The organism is Janthinobacterium sp. TB1-E2, from assembly GCF_036885605.1.
GTDB classification, from domain to species: Bacteria; Pseudomonadota; Gammaproteobacteria; order Burkholderiales; family Burkholderiaceae_D; genus Janthinobacterium; species Janthinobacterium aestuarii.
The window spans coordinates 4,584,892-4,608,533 of record NZ_CP142523.1 but is presented as its reverse complement, the minus strand read 5'-3'; the positions used below and the strand labels follow the sequence as shown (position 1 = coordinate 4,608,533).

General features: G+C 62.6%; 22 protein-coding genes. 11 read left to right on the top strand and 11 right to left on the bottom strand.

The genetic code is table 11. The features are described from left to right. Positions 1-138: 138 nt before the first annotated feature. A complete protein-coding gene (locus tag OPV09_RS20725; RefSeq protein ID WP_338679261.1) occupies positions 139-1,998 on the top strand; it encodes a flagellar assembly protein A in 1,860 nt (619 codons plus the stop codon). Here the strand turns inward: OPV09_RS20725 and arfB are convergent, their stop codons facing one another. Then, positions 1,999-2,397: an alternative ribosome rescue aminoacyl-tRNA hydrolase ArfB gene (arfB, locus tag OPV09_RS20720; RefSeq protein ID WP_034749850.1), complete on the bottom strand. Its 399-nt coding sequence runs from the start codon at positions 2,395-2,397 to the stop codon at positions 1,999-2,001. A gap of 196 nt (positions 2,398-2,593) precedes the next feature. On the opposite strand from arfB, the gene OPV09_RS20715 reads away from it, so the two are divergent. Then, a complete protein-coding gene (locus OPV09_RS20715) occupies positions 2,594-3,076 on the top strand; it encodes a chemotaxis protein CheW (RefSeq protein WP_338679260.1) in 483 nt (160 codons plus the stop codon). Positions 3,077-3,112: 36 nt separating this feature from the next. Here the strand turns inward: OPV09_RS20715 and OPV09_RS20710 are convergent, their stop codons facing one another. The 8 genes from OPV09_RS20710 to dapC all read right to left on the bottom strand — a co-directional run bounded on the left by OPV09_RS20710 (position 3,113) and on the right by dapC (position 12,086). After that, complete coding sequence (locus OPV09_RS20710; protein WP_070302106.1) at positions 3,113-5,104, bottom strand: ATP-binding cassette domain-containing protein; 1,992 nt, start codon at positions 5,102-5,104, stop codon at positions 3,113-3,115. 135 nt (positions 5,105-5,239) lie between these two features. After that, positions 5,240-6,130 carry a 50S ribosomal protein L3 N(5)-glutamine methyltransferase gene (prmB, locus tag OPV09_RS20705; RefSeq protein WP_219327359.1) on the bottom strand — a complete coding sequence of 297 codons (891 nt, stop codon included), beginning with the start codon at positions 6,128-6,130 and terminating at the stop codon, positions 5,240-5,242. 56 nt (positions 6,131-6,186) lie between these two features. Then, on the bottom strand, positions 6,187-7,323 hold the full coding sequence (gene dapE / locus OPV09_RS20700; protein ID WP_034749837.1) for a succinyl-diaminopimelate desuccinylase: 1,137 nt from the start codon (positions 7,321-7,323) through the stop codon (positions 6,187-6,189). A 46-nt stretch (positions 7,324-7,369) separates the two neighbouring features. Continuing rightward, positions 7,370-7,726 (bottom strand): ArsC family reductase, encoded by a 357-nt coding sequence (locus OPV09_RS20695; RefSeq protein WP_219327357.1) that lies wholly within the window; start codon positions 7,724-7,726, stop codon positions 7,370-7,372. Positions 7,727-7,859: 133 nt separating this feature from the next. Beyond that, the gene (locus OPV09_RS20690; RefSeq protein WP_338679259.1) at positions 7,860-9,407 is read right to left on the bottom strand and encodes an FAD-dependent oxidoreductase; all 1,548 of its coding nucleotides are present in this window, start codon (positions 9,405-9,407) and stop codon (positions 7,860-7,862) included. A 55-nt stretch (positions 9,408-9,462) separates the two neighbouring features. After that, positions 9,463-9,903 carry a hypothetical protein gene (locus OPV09_RS20685; RefSeq protein ID WP_338679258.1) on the bottom strand — a complete coding sequence of 147 codons (441 nt, stop codon included), beginning with the start codon at positions 9,901-9,903 and terminating at the stop codon, positions 9,463-9,465. Between the two features lie 99 nt (positions 9,904-10,002). Continuing rightward, positions 10,003-10,830 carry a 2,3,4,5-tetrahydropyridine-2,6-dicarboxylate N-succinyltransferase gene (gene dapD, locus OPV09_RS20680; protein ID WP_035820379.1) on the bottom strand — a complete coding sequence of 276 codons (828 nt, stop codon included), beginning with the start codon at positions 10,828-10,830 and terminating at the stop codon, positions 10,003-10,005. A gap of 23 nt (positions 10,831-10,853) precedes the next feature. Beyond that, a complete protein-coding gene (dapC, locus tag OPV09_RS20675; RefSeq protein WP_338679257.1) occupies positions 10,854-12,086 on the bottom strand; it encodes a succinyldiaminopimelate transaminase in 1,233 nt (410 codons plus the stop codon). Between the two features lie 186 nt (positions 12,087-12,272). On the opposite strand from dapC, the gene tsaB reads away from it, so the two are divergent. From tsaB to OPV09_RS20655, 4 genes are read left to right on the top strand one after another with little or no spacing between them, the layout of a single operon-like run. Continuing rightward, positions 12,273-12,998, top strand: coding sequence for a tRNA (adenosine(37)-N6)-threonylcarbamoyltransferase complex dimerization subunit type 1 TsaB (gene tsaB / locus OPV09_RS20670; RefSeq protein ID WP_338679256.1), 726 nt, complete (start codon positions 12,273-12,275; stop codon positions 12,996-12,998). After that, positions 12,998-13,486, top strand: coding sequence for a ribosomal protein S18-alanine N-acetyltransferase (gene rimI, locus OPV09_RS20665; RefSeq protein WP_425324061.1), 489 nt, complete (start codon positions 12,998-13,000; stop codon positions 13,484-13,486). The genes tsaB and rimI overlap by 1 nt, the downstream gene beginning before the upstream one ends. Continuing rightward, positions 13,483-14,382 (top strand): uracil-DNA glycosylase, encoded by a 900-nt coding sequence (locus OPV09_RS20660; protein ID WP_338679254.1) that lies wholly within the window; start codon positions 13,483-13,485, stop codon positions 14,380-14,382. Before rimI ends, OPV09_RS20660 begins: the two co-directional genes overlap by 4 nt. After that, positions 14,375-15,313, top strand: a complete 939-nt coding sequence (locus OPV09_RS20655) for a DUF1853 family protein (RefSeq protein WP_338679253.1) — start codon at positions 14,375-14,377, stop codon at positions 15,311-15,313. Before OPV09_RS20660 ends, OPV09_RS20655 begins: the two co-directional genes overlap by 8 nt. 35 nt (positions 15,314-15,348) lie before the next feature. Here the strand turns inward: OPV09_RS20655 and lplT are convergent, their stop codons facing one another. Continuing rightward, positions 15,349-16,611 (bottom strand): lysophospholipid transporter LplT, encoded by a 1,263-nt coding sequence (gene lplT / locus OPV09_RS20650; protein ID WP_034749808.1) that lies wholly within the window; start codon positions 16,609-16,611, stop codon positions 15,349-15,351. Positions 16,612-16,859: 248 nt separating this feature from the next. Between lplT and alr the strand changes: the two genes are divergently transcribed. From alr to fliD, 4 genes are all read left to right on the top strand, one after another. Next, the gene (alr, locus tag OPV09_RS20645) at positions 16,860-17,951 is read left to right on the top strand and encodes an alanine racemase (protein ID WP_338679252.1); all 1,092 of its coding nucleotides are present in this window, start codon (positions 16,860-16,862) and stop codon (positions 17,949-17,951) included. Between the two features lie 86 nt (positions 17,952-18,037). Continuing rightward, positions 18,038-19,414 (top strand): DNA repair protein RadA, encoded by a 1,377-nt coding sequence (gene radA, locus OPV09_RS20640; protein WP_034749799.1) that lies wholly within the window; start codon positions 18,038-18,040, stop codon positions 19,412-19,414. Between the two features lie 75 nt (positions 19,415-19,489). After that, a complete protein-coding gene (locus OPV09_RS20635) occupies positions 19,490-19,864 on the top strand; it encodes a PilZ domain-containing protein (RefSeq protein ID WP_307788848.1) in 375 nt (124 codons plus the stop codon). A gap of 231 nt (positions 19,865-20,095) precedes the next feature. Further along, the gene (gene fliD / locus OPV09_RS20630; protein ID WP_034749793.1) at positions 20,096-21,481 is read left to right on the top strand and encodes a flagellar filament capping protein FliD; all 1,386 of its coding nucleotides are present in this window, start codon (positions 20,096-20,098) and stop codon (positions 21,479-21,481) included. Here fliD and OPV09_RS20625 read toward each other — a convergent pair. After that, positions 21,478-22,278 (bottom strand): AraC family transcriptional regulator, encoded by an 801-nt coding sequence (locus OPV09_RS20625; protein WP_034749790.1) that lies wholly within the window; start codon positions 22,276-22,278, stop codon positions 21,478-21,480. The two genes, fliD and OPV09_RS20625, sit on opposite strands and share 4 nt — an antisense overlap. Positions 22,279-22,378: 100 nt before the next feature. Between OPV09_RS20625 and OPV09_RS20620 the strand changes: the two genes are divergently transcribed. Beyond that, positions 22,379-23,614: an MFS transporter gene (locus tag OPV09_RS20620; protein WP_051991020.1), complete on the top strand. Its 1,236-nt coding sequence runs from the start codon at positions 22,379-22,381 to the stop codon at positions 23,612-23,614. The last annotated feature ends 28 nt before the right edge of the window (positions 23,615-23,642 follow it).

Genomic DNA, 23,642 nt, shown 5'->3' with positions numbered 1-23,642 from the left:
GGGCCATCTCGCAAGACATGGCCCTGTCTGCATTTGGCCGCCAACATTATTGCTGAGCCAGGCACACGGCGCCGCCCCGTGATATTGTTCTAACGCAATGAGGTAATTCTCTGACATTGTTGCTGGGGGAGGCAAGTGGTGAGCGACGACGACACACCGGTTCCGGATGCGGCACCCGCAGGCGGCTTGCCGCATGGCCTCGTCCAACGCGACGAGGGCGTGTTCCTGGACCTGTCGCTGGCGCCGGCGCAGCTGCGCGCCGCCGTCGACCAGCTGTTCCAGTCGGGCCAGTTGCTGGCCGGCCTCGATTACGGTTTGTTCCTGCTGACCTTGTTTCACGCCCCTGTCCCCCGCGCCGCGCCGAAGGGCGATGCCTTGCTGCGCATCGCCGTGCGCGTGGCGCCGTTCCCGCCTCCGCGCCGCGCGCTGTACCAACAGGTCAAGATCCGTGGCGACAGCGCCGAGTTTTACTTTGAAACCTTGCTTGCGGACGCGGATGGCCAGGTGGCGGCGCGCCGCGAGTTTGACGAGCTGGTGGCCGATCTGTGGTGCAAGGGCGTGCACTACGGTATCGATAGCGTGGCCGTGCGCGCCATGCTTGCCAGCGGCAAGGCCGAGCGCATCACGGTGGCGCGGGTACTGCCGCCGCAGCCGGGCCGGGACGCCCAGTTCGTTGAAGTGTCGCAAGGCATCCACCGCGACGATGCGCCGCGCGAACGCTCCGATGGCCGCCTGGATTTGCTCAGCTTCAAGAACCGCTTTCCGCAAGTGAAAAAACACGCGCGCCTGCTGCGTCTGCTGCCCGGTACGCCCGGCTTGCCCGGCTACGACCTGGCCGGCAAGGCGCTGCCGCCGCCCGCGCCGCAGGAACTGGACCTGGCCACAGTGGCGGGGCCAGGCACGGCGGTCGAGCATTTCAGCGATGGCAATTTCCTCGTTGCCACCCAGGATGGCTATGTGAATGTCGATGAGCACGGCAAGATGGCGATCGAAAACAAGATCGTCAGCCGCGAAGGCGTCAGCAGCCGCACCACGGGCAATCTGAAGCTGCGCGCCGCCTATGAGGAGTACGGCGAAGTGCAGGAGCAGCGCCAGCTCGACGGCAGCGATATCACCATCCATGGCGACGTGTATGGCCATCTGCACTCGCATGGCGGCTTGATCTTACTGCACCGCAACCTGGTGGGCGGCACGGCCTTCAATGCGCATGGCGACGTGCGCGTCGAGGGCGTCGCTTCCGGTTCTGTGCTGCAGGCGCTGAGCGGCGAAGTACACGTGAAGCGTGCGGAAAGCTGCGTCATCGCCGGCACGCGTGTGGTGATCGACAGCGCCAGCAATTGCGAGATCATCGCCGACGAGGTCGTCATCGAGCTGGCCGAAGGCTGCGCCGTGGCGGCGCGCACCATCCGCATCGGCAGCGCCGGTCCCCGCAAGCAGGTGGAGATGCTGCTGTTTCCCCTCGTACCCGACCTGAGTGCGCTGGAGCAAAAGATCGCCGAAAGCCTGGCGAAGGCGGCGCAATTCCTGCAGGTGCAGCACAAGCGCCAGCAGGAAATCGATGCCATCGCGCAATTGCCCGAGGTGCGCAATTACCTGACCCTGGCGGGCCAGCTGCGGCGCGGCGAATTGCAACTGCAGCCAGCGCAACAGCTGCAGTACGACAAGCTGGCCGCGCGCATCGCTCCCGTCCTGAAAGAGGTGGCGCGGCTGCGCGTGGAGGTAAAACAGTCGGAAATCCTGCACGCGCAGATGCTGGCGCTGGTGGAACAAGTACGCCAGGAGCGGCAAGCGACGGCGGGCCAGTCGCGCTGCAGCCTGGGCCTGGTCGATGGCGAGACGACGGTACGCACCCTGGTCGTGCCGCCCGGGCCGGCCAAGGTCTACGACCGGCCGCCGAAGGAAATCAAGGCCTTGCTGCGCAGCGCTACGCCGGCCACGCAGCCCGTATTCGCGGACAGCACGGGCAGCCTGGACTGGACCTATCAGCCGCCGCCGTAATCAGTCCGTGACCTTGCCGCGTGATTGCTTGAGCACGCTGTGCGTGCTCTTGCTGTCGAGGCGGCGCCGCTGCGAGCTGCGCGTGGGCTTGGTGGCGCGGCGCACGGCGGGCAGGAAGGTCACGCTGTCGATGATTTCCTGCAAGCGCCGCAACGCTTCTTCCTTGTTCTGCTCCTGGCTGCGCGATTGCTGCGCCTTGAGCACCAGCACGCCATCCTTGCTGATGCGGCTGTCGCGCAGGGCCAGCAGCCGTTCCTTGTACGCTTCCGGCAGCGACGAGGCGGCGATGGGGAAGCGCAAATGGATGGCGCTGGACACCTTGTTGACGTTCTGCCCGCCCGGGCCCTGGGCGCGGATGGCGGAAAATTCAACTTCAGCGGGATTGACGAGGTGTTGCATGGCCTGCCTGTGGGGGAATGATGTGGGTATTGTAAGGGAAGATGGCTGCGCCGGCGCAAGGGCGGGATCGCCAGCCGATGATGTCTTCCGGGAAAGTTGATGTTTCTCAACGCCGCTTGCGGCGATGCTGGTTAGCATGGGGCCAACGTTGCGCCACTGCGCATCCTGGCAGCGCTTACCGGATGAAAGGAACACCATGCAGCCCACGATCACGCCTGGCGCCGCAACCGCGCAATCCCTGACGCAGTACCTGAGCTTCCGGCTGGGCGGCCTGGAATACGGCCTCGACTACCGCTGCGTGCGGGAATTGCGTCCGCTGAAGGAACTCGACCGTTTTTCCTCGGAAGGGGAAGTGTTGCACAGCGTGGCCGTCTCGCGCGGCGTGATCATCCCCATCGTCGACATGCGCGCCGCGTTCGGCAGCGCCCAGGGCGTGCCCGATCCGGCCACCGACGTGATCATCCTGCAGCTGAGCAATGGCGTGATGGGCATGGTGGTCGATGGCGTCACCGATATCGTCAGCCTGGCGCCCGGCGACATCGCCGCCGTGCCCGGCCTGGGCGAGGCGGAAGCCGATTACCTGCTGGGCCTGGGGACGGTGGCGGGGCGCCGATTGATCCTCGTCGACATCGACCGCCTGATGGCGATCCGCAGCCCCAGCCCCATGCAGGCGGCATAAAAAAAGACGACCCTGGGGTCGTCTTTGTGTTTGGTGTTAGCCGAGCTTTTCCAACTGATCCTGCAGATCGAGCCATTCCGCTTCCAGCTGTGCCAGGTCCTTGGTGAAGAAGGTCTGGTCGGCCAGCAGTTGCTTCAATTTCGCCTTGTTGGCCGCGTCATAGATGGTCGGTTCGCCCAGCTTGGCATCGGTTTCCGCCTTTTGCGCATTGCGCTTGGCGATCTGCTCTTCCTGGCGCTTGATCTTGTTTTCGATCGGCTTGCGCAAAGCGGCGGCTTTCTGGCGCTCTTCCGCTTCCTTGCGCTTGTCGCGCACGGGCGCGGCAGGGGCTGCTGCGGCAACGACGGGCGAGACCACGGGGAAATCGGTCTTGTTGGCCTTGCCGGCGGCCGGCAGCACGTCCGTGCCTTTGCCCAGCTTGGTCTTGAACAGCCAGTCCTTGTAGTCATCGAGGTCGCCGTCGAACGGTTGCAGCTTGCCGTCGGCAACGATGATGAATTCGTCCGTGGTGGCGCGCAGCAAATGGCGATCATGAGACACGACGACCAGGGTGCCTTCGAACTGGGCCAGCGCTTCCGTCAGCGCTTCGCGCGTTTCCAGATCCAAGTGATTGGTCGGTTCATCGAGCAGCAGCAGGTTAGGACGCTGCCAGACGATCAGGGCCAGCGCCAGACGGGCTTTTTCGCCGCCCGAGAACGGCGCGATCGAGGCGGTCACCATGTTGCCGGGGAAGTTGAAGCCGCCCAGGAAGTTGCGCAGTTCCTGCTCGCGCACGGTCGGGGCGATCTTCGACAGATGCCAAAGCGGCGATTCGTCGTGGCGCAGCATTTCCACCTGGTGCTGGGCGAAGTAGCCGATGTTGAGGCCCTTGCCCATGGTGGCGTCGCCCGTCAACGGCATCAGTTCGCCGGCGATGGTCTTGATCAGGGTCGATTTGCCGGCGCCGTTCTGGCCCAGCAAGCCGATACGCTGGCCGATCTGCAGCGAAAACTTGATGCCGTTGACGATGGTTTTATGCGTGATCTCGCCCGTCGCTTCGTTCTCGATCTTGTAGCCCGCATCGACGTCTTCCATCACCAGCAGCGGGTTCGGCGCGCTCAGCGGCTCGCGGAATTCGAACGAGAATTCGGCGGCGGCGCGCAGTGGCGCCAGTTCTTCCATCTTCGCCAGCGCCTTCATGCGGCTTTGCGCCTGGCGGGCCTTCGACGCTTGCGCCTTGAAGCGGTTCACGAACGATTCCAGATGGGCACGCTTGCGCTGCTGCTTTTCCAGCGCACCGGCGGCCAGGATCATCTGCGCCGCGCGTTGACGCTCGAAGCTCGAATAGTTGCCCGAATAGCGTTTCAGCTTGCGTTCGTCGATATGCACGACGACGTTGACGACTTCGTCGAGGAAGTCGCGGTCATGGGAAATGATCAGCAGGGTGCCGGCGTAGCGCTTGAGCCAGTCTTCCAGCCAGATGATGGCGTCCAGATCCAAGTGATTGGTCGGTTCATCGAGCAGCAGCAGGTCGGACGGGCACATCAGCGCTTGCGCCAGGTTCAAGCGCATGCGCCAGCCGCCCGAGAAACTCGCTACTGGCTGCTGCATCTGGTCCAGGGTAAAGCCCAGGCCCAGCAGCAATTGCTCGCCGCGCGACTGCACGGTATACGCGTCGGCATCGGCCAGCGCGCTGTAGATTTCGCCGATGGCGATGCCGTTTTCCGACGTGGCCGGTTCCGATTCCAGGCGCGTCAGTTCCGCTTCCAGTTTGCGCAGGGTGATGTCGCCATCGATCGCATAGTCGAGCGCGGCACGGTCCAGCGGCGGCGTTTCCTGCGCCACGTAAGCCACGCGCCATTTGGCGGGGAAATCGATCTCGCCCTGGTCAGGGTGCAATTCGCCACGCATCATGGCGAACAGGCTCGATTTGCCCGCGCCATTGGCGCCGATCAGGCCGATCTTGTCGCCCGGATTGAGGGTGACGTCGACTTGTTCGAGCAACGGTTTGATGCCGCGCATCAGGCTTACTTGTAGGAAACGTATCATTTTTTTCTTTGTAAAGGCTGGGGTTTAACCCTCGCCGTAAAATTCAGGTAGGTCGGATTAGCGTAGCGTAATCCGACAAGTGGCGCCGTGCCCGTCGGATTACGCCCTTCGGGCTAATCCGACCTACCAAGTCGATCAACCCAGCTTCAGCTGCTCGGCCGTCAGCAGGAATACCATGTCGTCGCCCGCGCTCGTCGTCAGCCAGGTCAGGCCCAGCTCGCCGAAGGCCGCTTCCGCGTATGCGCGTTCGTTGCCGATTTCAATCATCAGGATGCCATCGTCCGTCAGGCGCTCGGCCGCACCGGCGATGATCTTGCGCACCAGGTCCATGCCGTCGCTGCCGCCGTCGAGGGCGATTTGCGGTTCGGCCAGGTATTCCTGGGGCAGGGCGCCCATCGAGGCGGAATTCACGTATGGTGGGTTGCTGATGATCAAATCATATTTCTTGGCCGGCACGTTCGTGTACAGGTCCGATTCGATCAGGTTCACGCGGTCCTGCAGCTTGTACGTGTCGACGTTGCGCTTGGCCACGGCCAGCGCGTCGGCGGAAATGTCCACGGCGTCGACCGCGGCGTTCGGGAAGGCGTCGGCCATCATGATCGACAGGCAGCCCGAACCGGTGCACAGTTCCAGGATGTTTTCCACCGCTTCCGGTTCCGCCACCCATGGCGAGAAGTATTCAGGGATCAGCTCGGCGATGAAGGAGCGGGGCACGATTACGCGCTCGTCCACGTAGAAGTTATACGTACCCAGCCAGCCTTCCTTGGTGATGTAGGCGGCTGGCACGCGGTCGATGCTGCGACGGTCGATGACGCTCATCACGCTGGCCACTTCCGATGGCAGCAGCTTGGCGTCGAGAAACGGTTCGAGCTTGTCGAGCGGCAACTTCAACGTGTGCAGGATCAAATAGGCCGCCTCGTCGAACGCTTCGGCGCTGCCGTGGCCGAAAAACAGCTTGGCGGTATTGAAACGGGTAACGGCGTAGCGCAGCAGGTCGCGTGGCGTGGAAAACGGGTTCGGGGTCATGGCATTCTCGAAAAGACGGTGTTCTGGCCCGCCGTGACGGGCCTCGGTATTCTGGTTCAGACGGGCAGCAAATGCTCCAGCGTGCGCCGGTAAATATTCTTCAGGGGATCGATGTGGCGCAGTTCGATGTGCTCGTCGATCTTGTGAATACTGGCATTGGGCGGCCCGAATTCTATCACTTGGGGGCAGATTTGCGCGATAAACCGGCCATCCGAGGTGCCGCCCGTGGTCGACAGTTCCGTCGTGAGGCCCGTTTCTTCAAGGATGGCGGACGACAGCGCATCGCTCAAGGTGCCGCGTGGCGTGAGGAAGGGCAGGCCGCTCAGGGTCCACTGCAAATCGTATTGCAAGTCATGCTTGTCGAGGATGGCGTGCACCCGTTCCTGCAGGTTTTCTGCCGTGCTGGCCGTGGAAAAGCGGAAGTTAAAGTCGATCACCATGTCGCCGGGAATCACGTTATTGGCGCCCGTGCCCGCGTTGATGTTGGACATTTGCCACGAGGTCGGCAGGTAATACTCGTTGCCGGCGTCCCATTTTTCCTCGACCAAATCGGCCAGCGCCTGCGCCGCTTCGTGGATCGGGTTTTTCGCCAGGTGCGGGTAGGCGATATGGCCTTGCACGCCCTTGATCGTCAAGCGGCCCGACAGCGAACCGCGGCGGCCGTTCTTGATCATGTCGCCCAGCTGCGCGCTCGACGTCGGCTCGCCGACCAGGCAATAGTCGATCTGCTCGCCCCGTTCCTTCAATTTGTTGCACACGATGACGGTGCCATCCGTGGCCGGGCCTTCCTCGTCGCTGGTGATCAGAAAGGCGATCGAGCCCGTATGCTCGGGCGTGGCGGCGATGAATTCCTCGCAGGCGACCACCATGGCGGCGATCGATGTCTTCATGTCGGCCGCGCCACGGCCGTACAGCTTGCCGTCGCGGTGGGTGGGAATGAAGGGCAGCGAGCGCCATTGCTCGACGGGGCCGGTCGGCACCACGTCCGTATGGCCGGCAAAGACGAACACGGGAGAAGTTGTGCCACGGCGTGCCCACAGATTGGTGACGTCGTTCGACTGTATCGTCTCGCAGACAAAGCCCAGCGGCGTGAGGATGTCGATCAGGTGCTGCTGGCAGCCCTTGTCGTCGGGCGTGACCGAGGACAGGGCGATCAGTTTTTCGGTCAGGGCGAGGGTTTTGGAGGTGGTCATGGGTAAGGTCGTGCCGGCAACATCGTTCCGGTGGTCAACTAGAAGGTTACAGCGAGAAAATGGTCTTGTACTGCGCATCCGAAAACGCCACGCTGAACTGGCCATCCTTGTCCAACACGGGGCGCTTGATGATGGACGGGTTTTCCAGCATCAGCTCCAGGGCGCTGTCCGCATCGATAGTGGATGCCTTGCGCTCGTCGGACAGGGCGCGCCAGGTCGTACCTTTCTTGTTGACCAGCACGTCCCACGGCAATTGCTGCAGCCACGCTGCGACTGTCGCGCGTTCCAGGCCCTGCTTCTTGAAGTCGTGGAAGGTGAAATCGAGTTGCTGCGCGGCCAGCCAGGTGCGGGCCTTTTTGACGGTATCGCAGTTGGGGATACCGTAGAGTGTAATGGTCGTCATGGGTAGGGCTAAGGGGAATGAATGCGGTTCGCTTGATCGCGGCGCTTGCGCCAGGGAAAAATGCGATGGTCGCCGCCATTATACAGTTGATGCGCAGTCAATGCGGCAGTGCAACACGGCCCGGTGATTTTTCCTACACAGGCCGTGGTGCCGCCTTGCCCGATTCGGTCGGACCGAAATGCAGGCCCAGCCGCAAGGCCAGGGCGCGCAGGGCGCCGCTTTCCTGCAGGTGCAGGGCCAGCGCGATGTGGCCATCGGGGCGCACGAGGTAGGCCGCGTCGCGGCCCAGGCCCGCCAGCTTGGCGGCCACGTTATAGGTGTAGCAATGCACGGGCAGTTTCAGCACGCGTGCTTCGTCCAGCAGTTCGGGCGCCGCTTCGCCATAGATGTGCAATTGCCAATCCATGCTGCGCAGGGCGATAAAGTTGTCTTGCGTGCCGTCGGAAAACCATGGCAGGCGGTCACCGCCGCGCAGGTATTCCGCGTGGCCGGCGGACAGGGCGCTGTCTTCATAGCTGATCTGGATCTGCGACACTGTTTTGAACAGCAAACGGCGCGCCCGCCCGAAGCCCGAGAGGAAGGGCAGTGCGTGCGGTACCAGCCAGCGGCGCAGGAATTGCCCGGCCATGCCTTGCGCGACGATGGCCTGGAAGGCGCGGTCGGTGGTGGCGACGAGCTTGCGGGCAAACACGATGCGCTCGCTTTCATAGGTATCGAGCAGGGCGTCGTTGCTTTGTCCGCGCAGCTTTTGCGCCAGTTTCCAGGCCAGGTTGACGGCGTCGCCCAGGCCCGTGTTCATGCCTTGGCCGCCCACGGGGCTGTGCAAATGGGCCGCGTCGCCGAGGATGAAGCAGCGCCGTTCGCGGAACTGCGCCGCCACCCGGTGATGGACTTTATACGTGGAAAACCAGTTCACGTGTTCGACCTCGATGCCCAGCAGGGTTTGCACCTGCTCCCGGACATCGTCGAAGACGGGCGCGGGCGGGCCGTCCGGGCGGTCGGGCAGGATGCCGATCAGGCGCTGCATGCCGCTGGTGCGCACGGGCAGCATCAGGGCGAACGAGTTCGCGCCCAGGTGGGCGTGCAAATCCGTATTCTTGCCCGCCACTTGCGCGTCGGCCACGTAATACAGGTGGTCGTAGGTGCCGCCGGAGAACTCGAAACCGGCGATCTCGCGCACCTTGCTGCGGGCGCCGTCGCAGCCGCAAATATAGTTAAACGTGCAATATTGGCGTTCGCCGTCCTTGAGCAGGATGGCTTGCACTTCGCTATCGTCCTGCGTCCACAGGTCCAGCGCGACATTCCATTCCACGTGCACGCCGGCCGCCGCCAGTTTGCTGATGAGAAAGCGTTCATGCTCGTCCTGCGGCAGGCTGAGCACGAAAGGGTAGGGGCTCAAGCCTTCGCCAATCTCGCCCAGCGCCAGTTTCGCCAGCTCCTCGCCGCCTTCGTGGATGTGCATGGCATTGATCTTGATGCCCAGGCTGACCAGTTCATCGGCAAAACCCAGCTGCTGGTAAAACTCCAAGGTGCGCGCATGCACGGCCATGGCCCGCGACGCCTGGCCCGGGCCGCTGTTCTTGTCGATGATGCGGCAATCGACACCATGGCGCGCCAGGCGCAAGGCCAGCATGAGACCGGTAGGACCGGCGCCGACGATCAGGACGGGAGGTGTATTCATGCCATCCAGTATAGGACAGGATGGGAGCGGACAACGGGACAATTGAAGATGGTATTCAGATGCGGTGCGGGAGATGTGCGGTGCTGGCCATGATGCCAATTTGACTGTTGCGCAGTTTTTTCAGTGTGGCAAATTGCGCACCGTCTTTATCTATCCGATAGTCTTTGAGCAGAGTGCCCTGCGCGTCCCACACTTGTTCCAGGATGCATATTCCGAGTTCATAGCGTCCGTCGGATTTGCGCGCGCCATTGTCGTGCCATTCATGCGCCGGGCCATGTAACGCGTTCAGGGCAAACCATTCTTCGCGAATAAGTCTGCTCGCAACCGACCATTGCCGGGAAATACCGTTTTTCTGGCCATCAATAAAACTCGTTTCTGTTATCAATACGCCATCCGTATCGTTTTCAAATGCCACGCCGCTAAACGGTATGCCTGCGTAGCACATTAGCAGGTAATCCTCTGATGGCTTCAACGCTTCGTAATCGACTCTGGACATGCTTTACCTTCAACAAGTGTTGCACTGGCGTGGACAGAAACGACAATGTCCCGCCGGGGCGGGACATTCGGATGTTACCGATACTTCGCAGTGCGGTAATTAAATGCCGCGCAGCAGTTCGTTGATACCGGTCTTGGCGCGGGTTTTTGCATCCACGCGTTTGACGATGACGGCGCAGTACAGCGAGTACTTGCCATCTTCCGAAGGCAGGTTGCCCGAGACCACGACGGAACCGGCTGGCACGCGGCCGTAGGTGACTTCGCCCGTGGCGCGGTCGTAGATCTTGGTCGACTGGCCGATGTAGACGCCCATCGAGATGACCGAGTTTTCTTCGACGATCACGCCTTCGACGATTTCCGAACGGGCACCGATGAAGCAGTTGTCTTCAATGATGGTCGGGTTCGCTTGCATTGGCTCCAGCACGCCGCCGATGCCGACGCCGCCGGACAGGTGGACGTTCTTACCGATCTGTGCGCAGGAGCCGACGGTGGCCCAGGTGTCGACCATGGCGCCTTCATCGACGTAGGCGCCGATGTTGACGTAGGACGGCATCAGCACGACGTTCTTGGCGATGAAGCTGCCGCGGCGGGCGACGGCTGGCGGCACGACGCGGAAACCGCCTTTGACGAAGTCTTCCTTGGTGTAGTTGGCGAACTTGGTCGGAACCTTGTCGTAGAACTGCATCGTGCCATCGGACGGCAGGACGACGTTGTCTTCCAGGCGGAACGACAGCAGCACGGCTTTCTTGACCCACTGGTTGACCACCCAGTCGCCCGTGGTTTTTTCGGCCACGCGGATGCTGCCGTTGTCCAGGCCATTGATGACGTGGGAGACGGCGTCGCGCAGTTCGGCCGTGCCGTTGCCTGGATTGATCTCGGCGCGGTTTTCCCAGGCCTGGTCGATGATGGTTTGCAGTTGTTGGCTCATGATGATGTCTTGTTTATGTAGGGTTAATGCGTGGTTGATGCGGATGCGGGAAGCTGCTGGCAGAATTTTACTATGCGCAGGGCGGCTTCCAGCCCTTCGGCCGTTTCGGCCACGAGGGCCATGCGGATGCGGTTGCGGCCCGGATTGATGCCGTGCGCGTCGCGCGCCAGGTAACTGCCAGGCAATACCGTCACATTATATTCGGCGTACAGGCGTTGCGCGAATTGCGTGTCGGACAGTCCCGTGCGGCTGACGTCGGCCCACAGGTAGAAGCCGGCGTCCGGCAATTGCACGTCCATCACCGATTGCAGCAGCGGCGTGATGGCGTCGAACTTGGCGCGGTACTTGGCGCGATTTTCCTCGACATGGGTTTCGTCGTTCCAGGCCGCGACGGAGGCCGCCTGCACGGCGGGGCTCATGGCGCCGCCGTGGTAGGTTCGGTAGAGCAGGAATTTTTTCAGTACTTCCGCGTCGCCGGCGACAAAGCCCGAGCGCATGCCCGGCACGTTCGAGCGCTTCGACAGGCTGGAAAACACGACCAGGCGCGCATATGGGCGCTCGATGGTGGACAGGCCCAGCATGTGCGCCGCCTGCAGCGCGCCCAGCGGTGGCGTGTCGCCGTGGTAAATCTCGGAATAGCACTCGTCGGCGGCGATGACGAAGTCATAGCGCTCGGACAGGGCGAACAGGTGTTCCCAGTCCGTCAGGGTGAGCACGGCGCCCGTCGGGTTGCCGGGCGAGCACAGGAACAGCAGCTTGACCTTTTCCCATACGGACGCGGGCACGCTGTCGTAGTCGCAGCCGAAATTGCGCGTGGGATCGGAATTGACGAAATACGGTTCGGCACCGGCCAGGTAGGCCGCGCCTTCATAGATCTGGTAAAACGGGTTCGGGCTGATCACGAGCGAGCCGGCCGATGGATCGATCACCGTTTGCGCCAGCGCAAACAGCGCTTCGCGTGAACCGTTCACGGGCAGGATTTGCGTGGCAGGATTGAGCTTGGGGATGCCATAGCGGCGCTCGAGCCAGCCAGCGATGGCGGTGCGCAAGGCTTCCGAACCGATGGTGGTCGGATAGCTGGCCAGGCCATGGATATTGTCGGTCAATGCCTGCTCGATGAAGGCTGGCGTCGGGTGCTTGGGTTCGCCCATGCCCAGGCTGATGGGCGCGTAATCGGGATTGACCGTTACGCCGGCAAACAGCTGGCGCAGCTTTTCAAAAGGATATGGTTGCAGTTTGGCAAGAAGTGGATTCACGGAGCGGACCAGGGCAAGAGTGGGGTGATAGTGTTGCGTATGGATTGCCAGGCATGGCGCAATGACGCCGGTCAAGCAATCAGCTTAGCCTTTTATTATAGCCGTCCTCGCGCACGGCCTGTGCAAGTGGGCTGTTGTTGGCCGGCACGGCATGCCGTTCCCGGGCCTGGCAAGGTAAAATACGCTATGTCTACCTTACTTCCCACCTTACTTGCTATTGAAACGTCGTCCGAACTCGCCTCCTGCGCCTTGTTGCGCGGCGATGTCGTCCTGTCCCGCGCCTCGTCGGGCGTGCGTACCCATTCCCAGTCCATCCTGCCGATGGTGCAGGAATTGCTGGCCGAGGCTGGCGTGACTCTGGCGGACGTCGACGCCATCGCCTACGGCTCCGGCCCCGGCTCGTTTACGGGCGTGCGCACGGCTTGCGGCATCGCGCAAGGCCTGGCCTACGGCGCCAATCTGCCCGTCGTGCCTGTCGTCACGCTCGACGCCATGGCGCTCGCGTGCCACCAGCAGCATGGCGCGCAGCGCATCGTGACCGTGCTCGACGCCCGCATGGGCGAAGTGTACTGGGCGCAATATGATTACCAGGATGGCTTGCAGGCCGTGTTGCCGCCGGCCCTGAGCGCGCCGGCCGGCGTAGCGCCGCAAGGCGACGTCACCGGCTGCGGCAACGGTTTTGCGGCCTATGCCGACGCATTGGCCGCGCTGCCATGCGCCGCCAGCGCGGACGCGGCCATCATGCCGCACGCCGTGCAAGTGGCGCAGCTGGCGCGCATCGCGTTTGCGGCAGGTCATTTTGTGACGGCGGCCGAGGCGCAGCCTCTGTACTTGCGCAACAAGATCGCTTACACAAGTGCCGAGCGTCTCGACATGCAGGCCGCCAAGGCCGCTGCGGAGTCGGCGCAATGATGGAAGCGGGCAAGGACAGCGCGGCAGGCTGGGACTTGCTGCGCTTCGACTATCAACCGATGCAGGAAGCGGACCTGGTCGAAGTGCTGGCGCTGGAACAGCGCGTGTATCCGCATCCCTGGACGCATGGCAACTTTGTCGATTCCCTCAAGAGCGGCTACCCTGCCTGGATCTTGCGCGACGTGGATGGCACCTTGCTCGGCTACTTCTTGCTGATGCTGGTCGTCGATGAAGCGCATTTGCTGAACGTGGCCGTCGAGGGCGCCATTCAGGGACAGGGACTGGGGCGTTTCCTGCTGAACCAGTCCTGCGCCTGTGCGCGCCAGCTGGGCATGGAATCGATGCTGCTGGAAGTGCGCCCGTCGAACGTGCGCGCGCTCGATATCTACCAGCGCTATGGATTTGAACAGATCGGGCGGCGCAAGGGATATTATCCTGCCGCCAATTCGCAACGTGAGGACGCCATTGTGATGCGTTATACCTTATGAGCCGCAGCGCCGTTTTCCTCGATGAGATGGGCGTCGGCCCCCTGTGGCGCTTGCGCCAGGGCGCAGTACCCGAGGCCGTTGACGTCGTCGGAGCGCCCGTGGAAATGGAAGCGGCCGTGGCAGCGCCCGTGCTTGAGGCAGTGATTGAGGTCGTCACAGAGGTGGTTGCCGAAGTCGTCGAGATGGCTGCCGAGGCGAAGGTCGAGGTGCAGGCCGAAGCGCCCGTCGCCGTTGCCGCGGCGCCAGTCCCCGCCGCCGAGCCCGACGACACGGCCTGGTTCGACGATGCGCCGCCACCGCCGCCCGCCAGACAGTTGAGCGATGCAGACATTGCCGCCCTCGACTGGGATGGCTTGACGGCGGCCGTGGCCAAGTGCGCGCGCTGCGACTTGTGCAAGACGCGCAAGGGCGTCGTCATGGGCCGTGGCGACCGCCAGGGCGATTGGCTGATGCTGGCCAGCAGCCCCTCGCGCCTGGAAGAGCGGGAAGGGCGCGCCTTGCCGGGCGAACAGGGCAAGCTGCTCGACAATATGCTCAAGGCTATCGATATCGACGCGGGCAGCGATGTGTACATCACGCACTTGCTGAAATGCCGTCCGCTCGACGAGGCCGGGCAGGAACGTCTGCCGACAGAAGCCGAGTCCGCCGCCTGCCGTCCGTACTTCGACCGCGAACTGGCCCTGCTGCAGCCGCGCACCATCGTCACCCTCGGATCGATGGCCGCCGCTGGCATCAATCCCGGTGAAAAGCCCGTACGCGGCAAGGTGCGCCAGCTGGGCAATGCGTCCGTCGTGGCCACCTTCCACCCAGAGCAACTGCTGCAGGATGGGACGGGCAAGGCCAAGGCGCGCGCCTGGGCCGACCTGTGTCTGGCGAAAAGCACGCACGGTGATTGAGACGGACGTCGGCGCTTTCCAGGCCCGCTTCGAGCGCCGCTGGGGCCATTTGACGCACCCCCGCGTGCGTGCGCTGGCCTGGCTGCTCGACTCGCCCGACTTGCTGGACCCGACCAGCCCCCATTGGGGCGGGCGCATCGCCAGCCTCGCGCCCGTCACGCCCGCCGTGGCGACGTGGCTGGCGGCGCTGCAGGATGACCCGTCGCCGCTCGATGCGGCGCTGGGGCCGAAATTCTATTCCCGCCTGGGCCTGTACGCTGAAAAGCTGCTGGCCTTTTATTTTGAGCAGCATGGATTGCTGGTTGCGCATGGCTTGCAAGTGCAGGTCAACCGCAACGACACGGTGGGCGAGTTCGATTTCCTGCTGCGTGACGGGAATGAGCTGTTGCACTGGGAATTCGCCACCAAGTTCTACTTGCTGGAAGGCGCGCCCGATCCCGGCGTGTTCAACCACTTGATCGGTCCCAACCTGGCCGATACTTTGGGCTTGAAGATGCGCAAGATTCTCGACAAGCAATTGGCCTTGTCCCGCCATCCTGCCGCGCAAAGCCTGCTGGCGCACCCAGTGCGCGCGGCGCAGGCGCTGGTCAAGGGCTGGCTGTTCTATGCGGCAGGCGCCACGTCCGCCATGGACGGTATTTCCCCAGGGCACGGACACGGCTTCTGGTGCACGCCTATGCAATTGACGCAGCAGCGCTATGTCGTGCTGCCGCGCTTGCAATGGCTGGCGCCGTTCAAGGGGCGCGACGTGGAAGTGCTCGATGTCGACGTCTTGCAGGCGCGCTTGTTTGATCTGGCGCAACCGGTGCTGGTGGCCACGGTGGACAATGTCGAAGGCTGGGAAGTGGAGCGCACGCGTGGGTTTGTTGTGCCCCATGACTGGACGGAGCAGGCCGCCGCGCGGCGGCTGTTAGGTACGCTGCCAGCGTAATGCTGGGGTCAGACCCGTCGGGTCTGACCCCAAAATTAGTGTTTCTGCTCGCCGATCAAGGAAAGATTGTCATGCTCCGCCTGGTTCAGCTTGTGCTTGCGCATGATCATGTACATGGTGCCGGCGACGAACAGGCCGAACAGGGTGATGATGATGTTGAGCGGCAGGTGCAAGCGGATCATGATCGAATACACGGCCAGCATGGTCAGAATCGACAGGTTTTCATTGAAGTTCTGCACGGCGATGGAGTGGCCTGCGCTCATCAGCACGTGGCCGCGATGTTGCAGCAGTGCATTCATTGGCACGACGAAGAAGCCGGACAGGGCGCCGATCAGTATCAGCAGCGGGTAGGCGATCCACACGGAGTGCACTTGCGTCATCATCATGACGATCACGCCCATGGCGATGCCGAGAGGAATGACGGTCAGCGATTTGCGCAATGGAATGAAACGGGCCGACAGCACGGCGCCGGCGGCCACGCCGATGGCGACCACGCCTACCAGGCTGGTTGCCTTGTCGAACGGCATGTTCAGCGACTGCTTGGCCCATTCCAGCACGATCAGCTGCAAGGTGGCGCCAGCGCCCCAGAACAGGGTCGTTACGGCCAGGGTGATCTGGCCCAGCTTGTCTTTCCACAGGATGGAATAGCAATTGGCAAAATCGGTAATCAGTTTGATAGGATTGCGTTCCTGATGCGCATACACGCAGCCCGTGTCGGGAATCTTCAGGTTGGCCAGGGTCGCCAGCGCATAAATGCCCACTACCACGCACAAGGCCGCTTCTGTCTTGCTGGTGATGCCCGTATTGATCAGGGGAATGTCGATGGACAGCAGCATGTCGGACACGTGGCCGCTGACGAGCGCGCCGCCCATGACGGTGCCGAGGATGATGGAGGTGACGGTCAAGCCTTCGATCCAGCCATTCGCCGCCACGAGTTTTTCCGGCGGCAGCAGTTCCGTCAGGATGCCGTACTTGGCAGGCGAATACACGGCAGCGCCAAAACCGACGACAGCGTAGGCCAGCAGCGGATGCACGTGGAAGAAGACGAGGGCGCAGCCGAAGATCTTGACCATGTTGGCGATGAACATGACCTTGCCTTTTGGCAGTGCATCTGCGAAGGCGCCGACAAAAGCGGCCAACAGCACGTAAAACAGCACGAACGACAGTTTGAGCAGCGGCGTGATCCACGCCGGGGATTTCATGGACACCAATAAATCGACGGCGACAAAAAAGAGGGCGTTATCTGCCAGCGAGGAAAAGAACTGCGCCGCCATGATGGTATAAAAACCACGATTCATTCTGGATTGCCTGAAATCATATCTGGCTTGCTTTATACCACGAAAAAACGGCAAACCCCAAGTTTGGAAGGGGCTGCTTTGCATCCTCTTGCCTAAGCGAAGCTTAATTTTTCTGCCGTAGAAAAATACACATACATGTGAGCATTTTGTACATGGTGTCCTGCGCGCCTATTCTGCCTCCGCTAGCGGCGCGCGCCTGCGGCCCATCCGGTAAAATACGGCTTTCCCACTTGCCGTGTGTCACGCTTATGCCCAGGCCCCTCATCGCCACCATCCATCTCGATGCCATGCAACACAATCTGGCGCGCGCCCGTGCCGGCGCCCGCGGCGCCAAAGTGTGGGCCGTCGTCAAGGCAAATGCCTATGGCCACGGCCTGGAGCGGGCCATGCGGGGCTTTGCCGACGCCGATGGCCTGGCGCTGGTCGAGGTCGATTACGCCGTGCGCTTGCGCGAACTGGGCTGGACCAAGCCCATCTTGCTGCTCGAAGGGTTTTTCGACGCCAGCGATTTGCCTGCCATGGCGCAGCACAAGCTTAACGGCAGCGTGCATTGCGAGGAACAGATCGACATGCTGGCGGCGGCGTGCTTGCCGCACGCCATCGACGTGCACCTGAAAATGAATACGGGCATGAACCGCCTGGGTTTTACGCCGGGCGCCGTGGCGGGTGCGTATGCGCGCCTGCGTGCCATGCAGCACGTCGGCACGATCACCCTGATGACGCATTTCGCCAATGCCGATGAAGCGGCGCCCACGCGCTTGCCCCTGGCCCAGCAGATGCTGCGTTTCGAAGCTGGCGCGGCCAGCATTGGTGCTGCCTTGCCGCGCAGCCTGTGCAATTCGGCCGGCGTGCTGCTGCACCATCTCGATAGTGACTGGGTGCGGCCCGGCATCATGCTGTATGGCGGCACGCCCAGCGGCGCTCCCGGCGGCATGTCCGCGCAAGCGTTCGGCTTGCTGCCCACCATGACCTTGCGCAGCAAGATTATCGGCATTCAGGATATCGCCGCCGGCGAAGTGGTGGGCTACGGCAGCCGCTATGAGGCGGCCGGCAATATCAAGGTCGGCGTGGTGGCCTGCGGCTATGCGGACGGCTATCCGCGCCACGCGCCCGAAGGCACGCCCGTGCTCGTCGATGGCGTGCGCACTGGCCTCATCGGCCGGGTGTCGATGGACATGCTGATGGTCGATCTGACGCAGGTGCCGGAAGTAAAAGTCGGCAGCGCCGTCACCTTGTGGGGCCAGGGCATGCCAATCGACGAGGTGGCCCTGGCCGCCGGCACCATCGGCTACGAGCTGATGTGCGCATTGGCGCCGCGCGTTCCGGTGATCGAGGCGTGACAGTGACGTCGGCCCGCCGTTTGTATATACTGTGAATTTACTGTATATATAGACAGCAGTTTCACCTTACCCGGGCAAAGTACACCATGGCAAAAGTCAAGACCACCTATACCTGCAGCGATTGCGGCGCCATCAGCAACAAATGGATGGGGCAATGCACCTCGTGCAACCAGTGGAATACCATGGTGGAAACCCTGCCCGAGACGGGCGGCAACAACCGCTATTCGAATCCGCAGCACATGTCGCTGGCGCAGACGGCGCCCGTGTTGTCGCTTGACGATATCGACGCCATCGACGTGCCCCGCTTCGGCACGGGCATCGAGGAATTCGACCGCGTGCTGGGCGGCGGCATGGTGGCCGGCGGCGTCGTGCTGATCGGCGGCGACCCCGGCATCGGCAAGTCGACCCTGCTGCTGCAGGCGCTGGCGAACATGTCGCACCACAAGCGCGTGCTGTACGTCAGCGGCGAGGAATCGGGTGCGCAGATCGCCCTGCGGGCCAAGCGCCTCGTCATCGACGCCAAGGAACTCAAATTGCAGGCCGAGATCCAGCTGGAAAAGATCCTGTCCACCTTGCACGACCTGAAGCCGGAAGTGGTGGTGATCGATTCGATCCAGACCGTGTATTCGGATGCCCTCAGCTCGGCTCCTGGTTCCGTGGCGCAAGTGCGCGAATGCGCGGCGCAATTGACGCGGGCGGCCAAGCAGACGGGCGTGACCATCATTCTGGTCGGCCACGTGACGAAAGAGGGCGCGCTGGCCGGTCCCCGCGTGCTCGAGCACATTGTCGATACGGTGCTGTATTTCGAGGGCGACGCCCATTCCAGCTTCCGCCTCGTGCGCGCCATCAAGAACCGTTTCGGCGCCGTCAACGAACTGGGCGTGTTCGCCATGACGGAAAAGGGCTTGAAAGGCGTGTCGAATCCGTCCGCCCTGTTCCTGTCGCAGCACGACAACCAGGTGCCCGGTTCCTGCGTGATGGTGACGCAGGAAGGCACGCGTCCCTTGCTGGTGGAAATCCAGGCCCTCGTCGACACCAGCCACTTGCCCAATGCGCGCCGCTTGTCTGTCGGCCTGGAGCAGAACCGCCTGGCCATGCTGCTGGCCGTGGCGCACCGTCATGCGGGCATCGCCGCGTTCGACCAGGATGTGTTCATCAATGCCGTCGGCGGCGTGAAGATCACGGAACCGGCGGCCGACCTGGCTGTCTTGCTGGCAATTAACTCGTCGATGCGCAACAAACCCCTGCCACGGGGATTGGTCGTGTTTGGCGAGGTGGGGCTGGCTGGTGAAATTCGCCCCGCGCCACGGGGCCAGGAGCGCTTGCGCGAAGCGGCCAAGCTGGGCTTTACCTTGGCCGTGGTGCCCAAGTCCAATTTGCCGAAACAGCTCATCGAAGGCCTCAAGGTCATCGGCGTCGAGCGCATCGACGAAGCGTTCAATAAACTCCGCGACTTGGAGTAAAAGTTGGTATGGCTTAAATGCCAAGCTTGAGACAAGTCAAACATAATTTCCGTTTGGAACTATAATATTTGTCCGATGAGTTCGCATGGCGAATTCGTATCGACAATGCATAGAGAGAAGCGGAATACAGTGTCAGTAGAGCAAAGGCAGGGCGCACGCAAGATTTTGCGTGCCAAGGCAATGTTGGTCATCGATGGCGCGGGTCCCGTGGCGGCGCGCACCCTTGATGTGGGGCCCGGTGGCATGGCGGCCGTCATCGCTGAGCCGGTGCCGACAGGCAAGCAGGGCAAGGTGCTGTTCGAGCTGTTTTACGATGGCGCGGCGCACATCATCGAGGCGCGGGTGTCCGTCTCGCACTGCATTTTCAGCAGTGCCGGTTTCAAGGTGGGACTCACTTTCCTGCAGCTGGACATGGCTGTCAGCAGCGCCATCTCGAAGTTCATGCGCTGAGGCGCGCACGAGATAAGCGGCAAGTGAAATGCGCTAGAATGGTGCATATGGGTTTGCAGTCAGGAAAAACTTGTTCTGTTCACTGTTTTGATATTCCGGTAATACTGCATAATTATCAACCAGAAGAGGGATGCCGCCGCGCCACGCGCGCCTGCCGTCCGTTTCTAGCGCAGCACGCGGTCAAGACCTGAACCGCGTGTCATGACCTTACACCCGACGGGAACGCCTACCATGTTTAATTCGACCATCAACAGCAGGGCTTACACCAACAACACGCAGCAGACGACGCAGGGCAATATCTCGGCCGATGTGTATGCGAAGGTGGAGCGCCAGATGCAGTCGCAGAACACGGGCGTCGTCAAGCTCAACGCCAGCCTGGCGCGCGACCAGGCCAAGTTTTCGGGCCTGGGCCAGCTGCAATCGGCGCTGGCGAAATTCCAGACCGTGGCCAAGAACATGGCCGGCAGCGGCCTGGCCACGTCGGCCACGTCGAGCGCCAAGGATGTGCTGAGCGCCACCACCACGGACAAGGCCGCCAGCGGCAGCCATGAGCTGAACGTCAAGCAGCTGGCGCAGGGGCAGACCCTGCTCAGCGGCGCGCAGAAATCGTCGAGCGCGGCGATCGGCACGGGCGCGCCCGCGCTGGTCAAGATCGAAGTGGGCACGGCCGATGGCAAGCAATTTACGCCCGGCAGCGGCAAGGTCATTTCGCTGACGATAGACAGCAGCAACAATAGCCTCGACGGCATCGCCGCCGCCCTGAAACAGCAGGGCGTCGACGCCAGCGTCGTCAAAGGCCCCGATGGCTACTCGCTGGCCATCAATGGCAAGAGCGGCGCCGACAGCAGCATGCGCATCAGCGTGTCCGGCGACGCGGCCGTCAGCAATTTTCTCAGCTATGCGCCCGGCGCCGGCAAGGGCCTGCAGCAGACGGCCGCCGCGCAGGATGCGTTGCTGACCGTCGATGGCAAGGACATCAAGAGCGCCACGAATACCTTGACGACGGCTGTCGAGGGCGCCACCATCGAATTGAAGAAAAAGGGTGTGACCGACCTCGTCATCGCCAAGGACAGCAGCCAGATCGCGACCAACGTGGCCAGCTTCGTCACGGCCTACAATGAACTCAACAGCAAACTGCAAAGCCTGCAGCAGGGCGACTTGAAGTCCGACACGGCCCTGGGCCAGGTGCGTTCGCAGATGGAGCAAGTGCTGCGCACGGCCAGCACGGGCGTGCCCGCTTCCATCCTGAGCAGCGCCGGCGTGACCTTGGGCAAAAGCGGCGAGCTGGTGCTCGACGATAAAAAACTCAAGGCCGCCATCGCTGCCGATCCGGATGCCGTCAGCAAGCTGTTTACGAATAACGGCAAGGGCGTGGCCGACCAGTTCTCCAGCAAGATCGGCGAGCTGACGGGCGAAACGAGCATCATCCGCAAGGAAGTGCAGACAGTGGGCAAGGACATCACCACCCTGACCAACAAGAAAGCCGTGCTGGCCAAGGCCCTGACGGCCCAGGCGCAGGCGCTGATCAAAGCCTATTCGGCGCAGGAACAGATGGGTACGAACTCGGCCTTGCCGGGTTATACCGGCAAGAATTCTTTATTCGACTTCATGGCTTAAGAGCGCTCGCCCTGGGCAAAGAAGGCTGACGGCGAACTGCCGAAAGTCTTCTTGAACATGGCGGAAAAGGCCGACTGGCTGGCGTAGCCCAGTTCTTCGGCCACTTGCGACAACGGAACGCCGCGCGCGATAAGGGGCGCCGCGTGCGCCAGGCGCACTTGCTGGCGCCACTGGCCAAAACTCATGCCCAATTCCCGTTCGAACAGCCGCGCCAGGGTCCGCTCCGAGGCGCCGACCAGCTGCGCCCAGTGTTCCAGGGTCTGGTTCAAGCCCGGTTTTTCGATCAGGCTGTCGCACAGGGTTTTCAGGCGCTTGTCGCTGGGCAAGGGGACGCGGATGGGGCGCGTGTCCGAGCGTTTCAATTCATCGAGGATCAGTTCGGCCAGCAGCGCTTCGCGCGCCGGTTCCTCGCCCGGGTCCAATTGCTCCAGCGCCATGATCAGCTGGCGCAGCAGGTTCGACACTTCGAGCACCTTGCAGTCGCGGCCCGCGAACGGCGCGCGCGCGGCATGGATGCACAGGGGGCGCAAGCGGGTTTTTTCCAGGATCGTGACGGCATGCTCCACGTTGGGCGCGATCCAGATGGCGCGCATGGGCGGCAGCACCCAGCTGCTGTTGTTGGCGGTAATGCGCAGCACGCCTTCGAGCGCCATGGTCACCTGACCCCATGGATGGCTGTGCGGCAAGAGAAATTCATCGGGTTGCAGGTCGCGCGCGACCATGGTCACGGGGATGGTCGCGCTGGGCGCTTCCCGTGGCGGACACATGCGCGTATGGTGGAGGATAGGTACACCCATCAGCTTGGCCTTAATTCGATAAATTATGTCGTTCTGTCGGAAAACAGACGATGGTATTTTGCATACACTTGAGCTTCACCAGTATAAGACAGGGTATGACATGATAACAACTAACTCGGCATCCGAACTTCCCACCTTGCGCAGCGATGCGCGCGTCATCGCCCTCGTGGGGCTGGCGCATGGCGTGTCGCACTTCTACCATCTGATCCTTGCGGCCCTGTTCGTCTGGCTGAAACCGGCCTTCGACCTGTCGTATGCGGAGCTGGGCCTGCTGATGACGGTGTTCTTCATCATCTCGGGCGTGGGGCAGGCGCTGGCCGGCTTTGTCGTCGACCGCTTCGGCGCCCGCGCCGTGCTGTTTTCCGGCATTTTCCTGCTGGGCGTGTCGGCGCTGGCCCTGTCCACCGCGCACAGCTATGCGGCGCTGATGCTGGGCGCCATGCTGGCCGGCATGGGCAACAGCGTGTTCCATCCGGCCGACTACACCATCCTCAACCAGCGCGTGTCGGCGGCCCGCGTGGCCTACGGCTTTTCCGTGCATGGCATCAGCGGCAACATCGGCTGGGCCCTGGCACCGCTGTTCATGACGTACGTTGCCACCCATTATGACTGGCGAGTGGCGCTGCAGTGCGCGGCCGTGCTGCCGTTCGGCGTGCTGTTGATCCTGTTCCTGAACCGCCACGCCATCCGCCCCGAGCCCGTGAAAAAGGCCGCACCGGGCCAGGCGGCGGGCGGCGAGGGCACCTTGGACTTTCTGCGTTTGCCGGCCGTGTGGATGTGCTTTGCCTTCTTCTTCATTACCGCCATCGCCCTGGGCGGCATCCAGAGCTTTGCCAGCGTGGCCCTTGTCAAGCTGTACGGCATGAGCCTGGCGCTGGCGACCAGCGCCTACACGGCCTATATGCTGGCCTCGGCCGTGGGCATGCTGGCCGGCGGCGTGGTGGGTGCGCGCAGCAAGCAGCCGGACCGCAACGTGGCGATCGCCTTTTCCGCTGCCGCGCTGCTGGCCGTGCTGCTGTCCATGGCCGCCGTGCCGGCCTGGGGCGCGGTGGTGCTGATGGGCGCCATCGGCCTGACGTCGGGCGTGGCGGGGCCGTCGCGCGACCTGATGATACGCGCGGCGGCGCCGAAGAATGCCACCGGGCGCGTGTATGGCGTCGTGTATTCGGGCCTCGACAGCGGCCTGGCCGTCGGTCCGCTGTTCTTTGGCGCGCTGATGGATGGCGACCATCCGGCCCTGCTGTTCGTGTTCATCGGCCTGTTCCAGGCGCTGGCGATTGCCACTGCCGTGGGGGTGGGCGGCAAAACACGTGCCGCGGCGTTGCAAAAGGCATAGAATCGTTGCCATCAGCCACGAAAGGAAT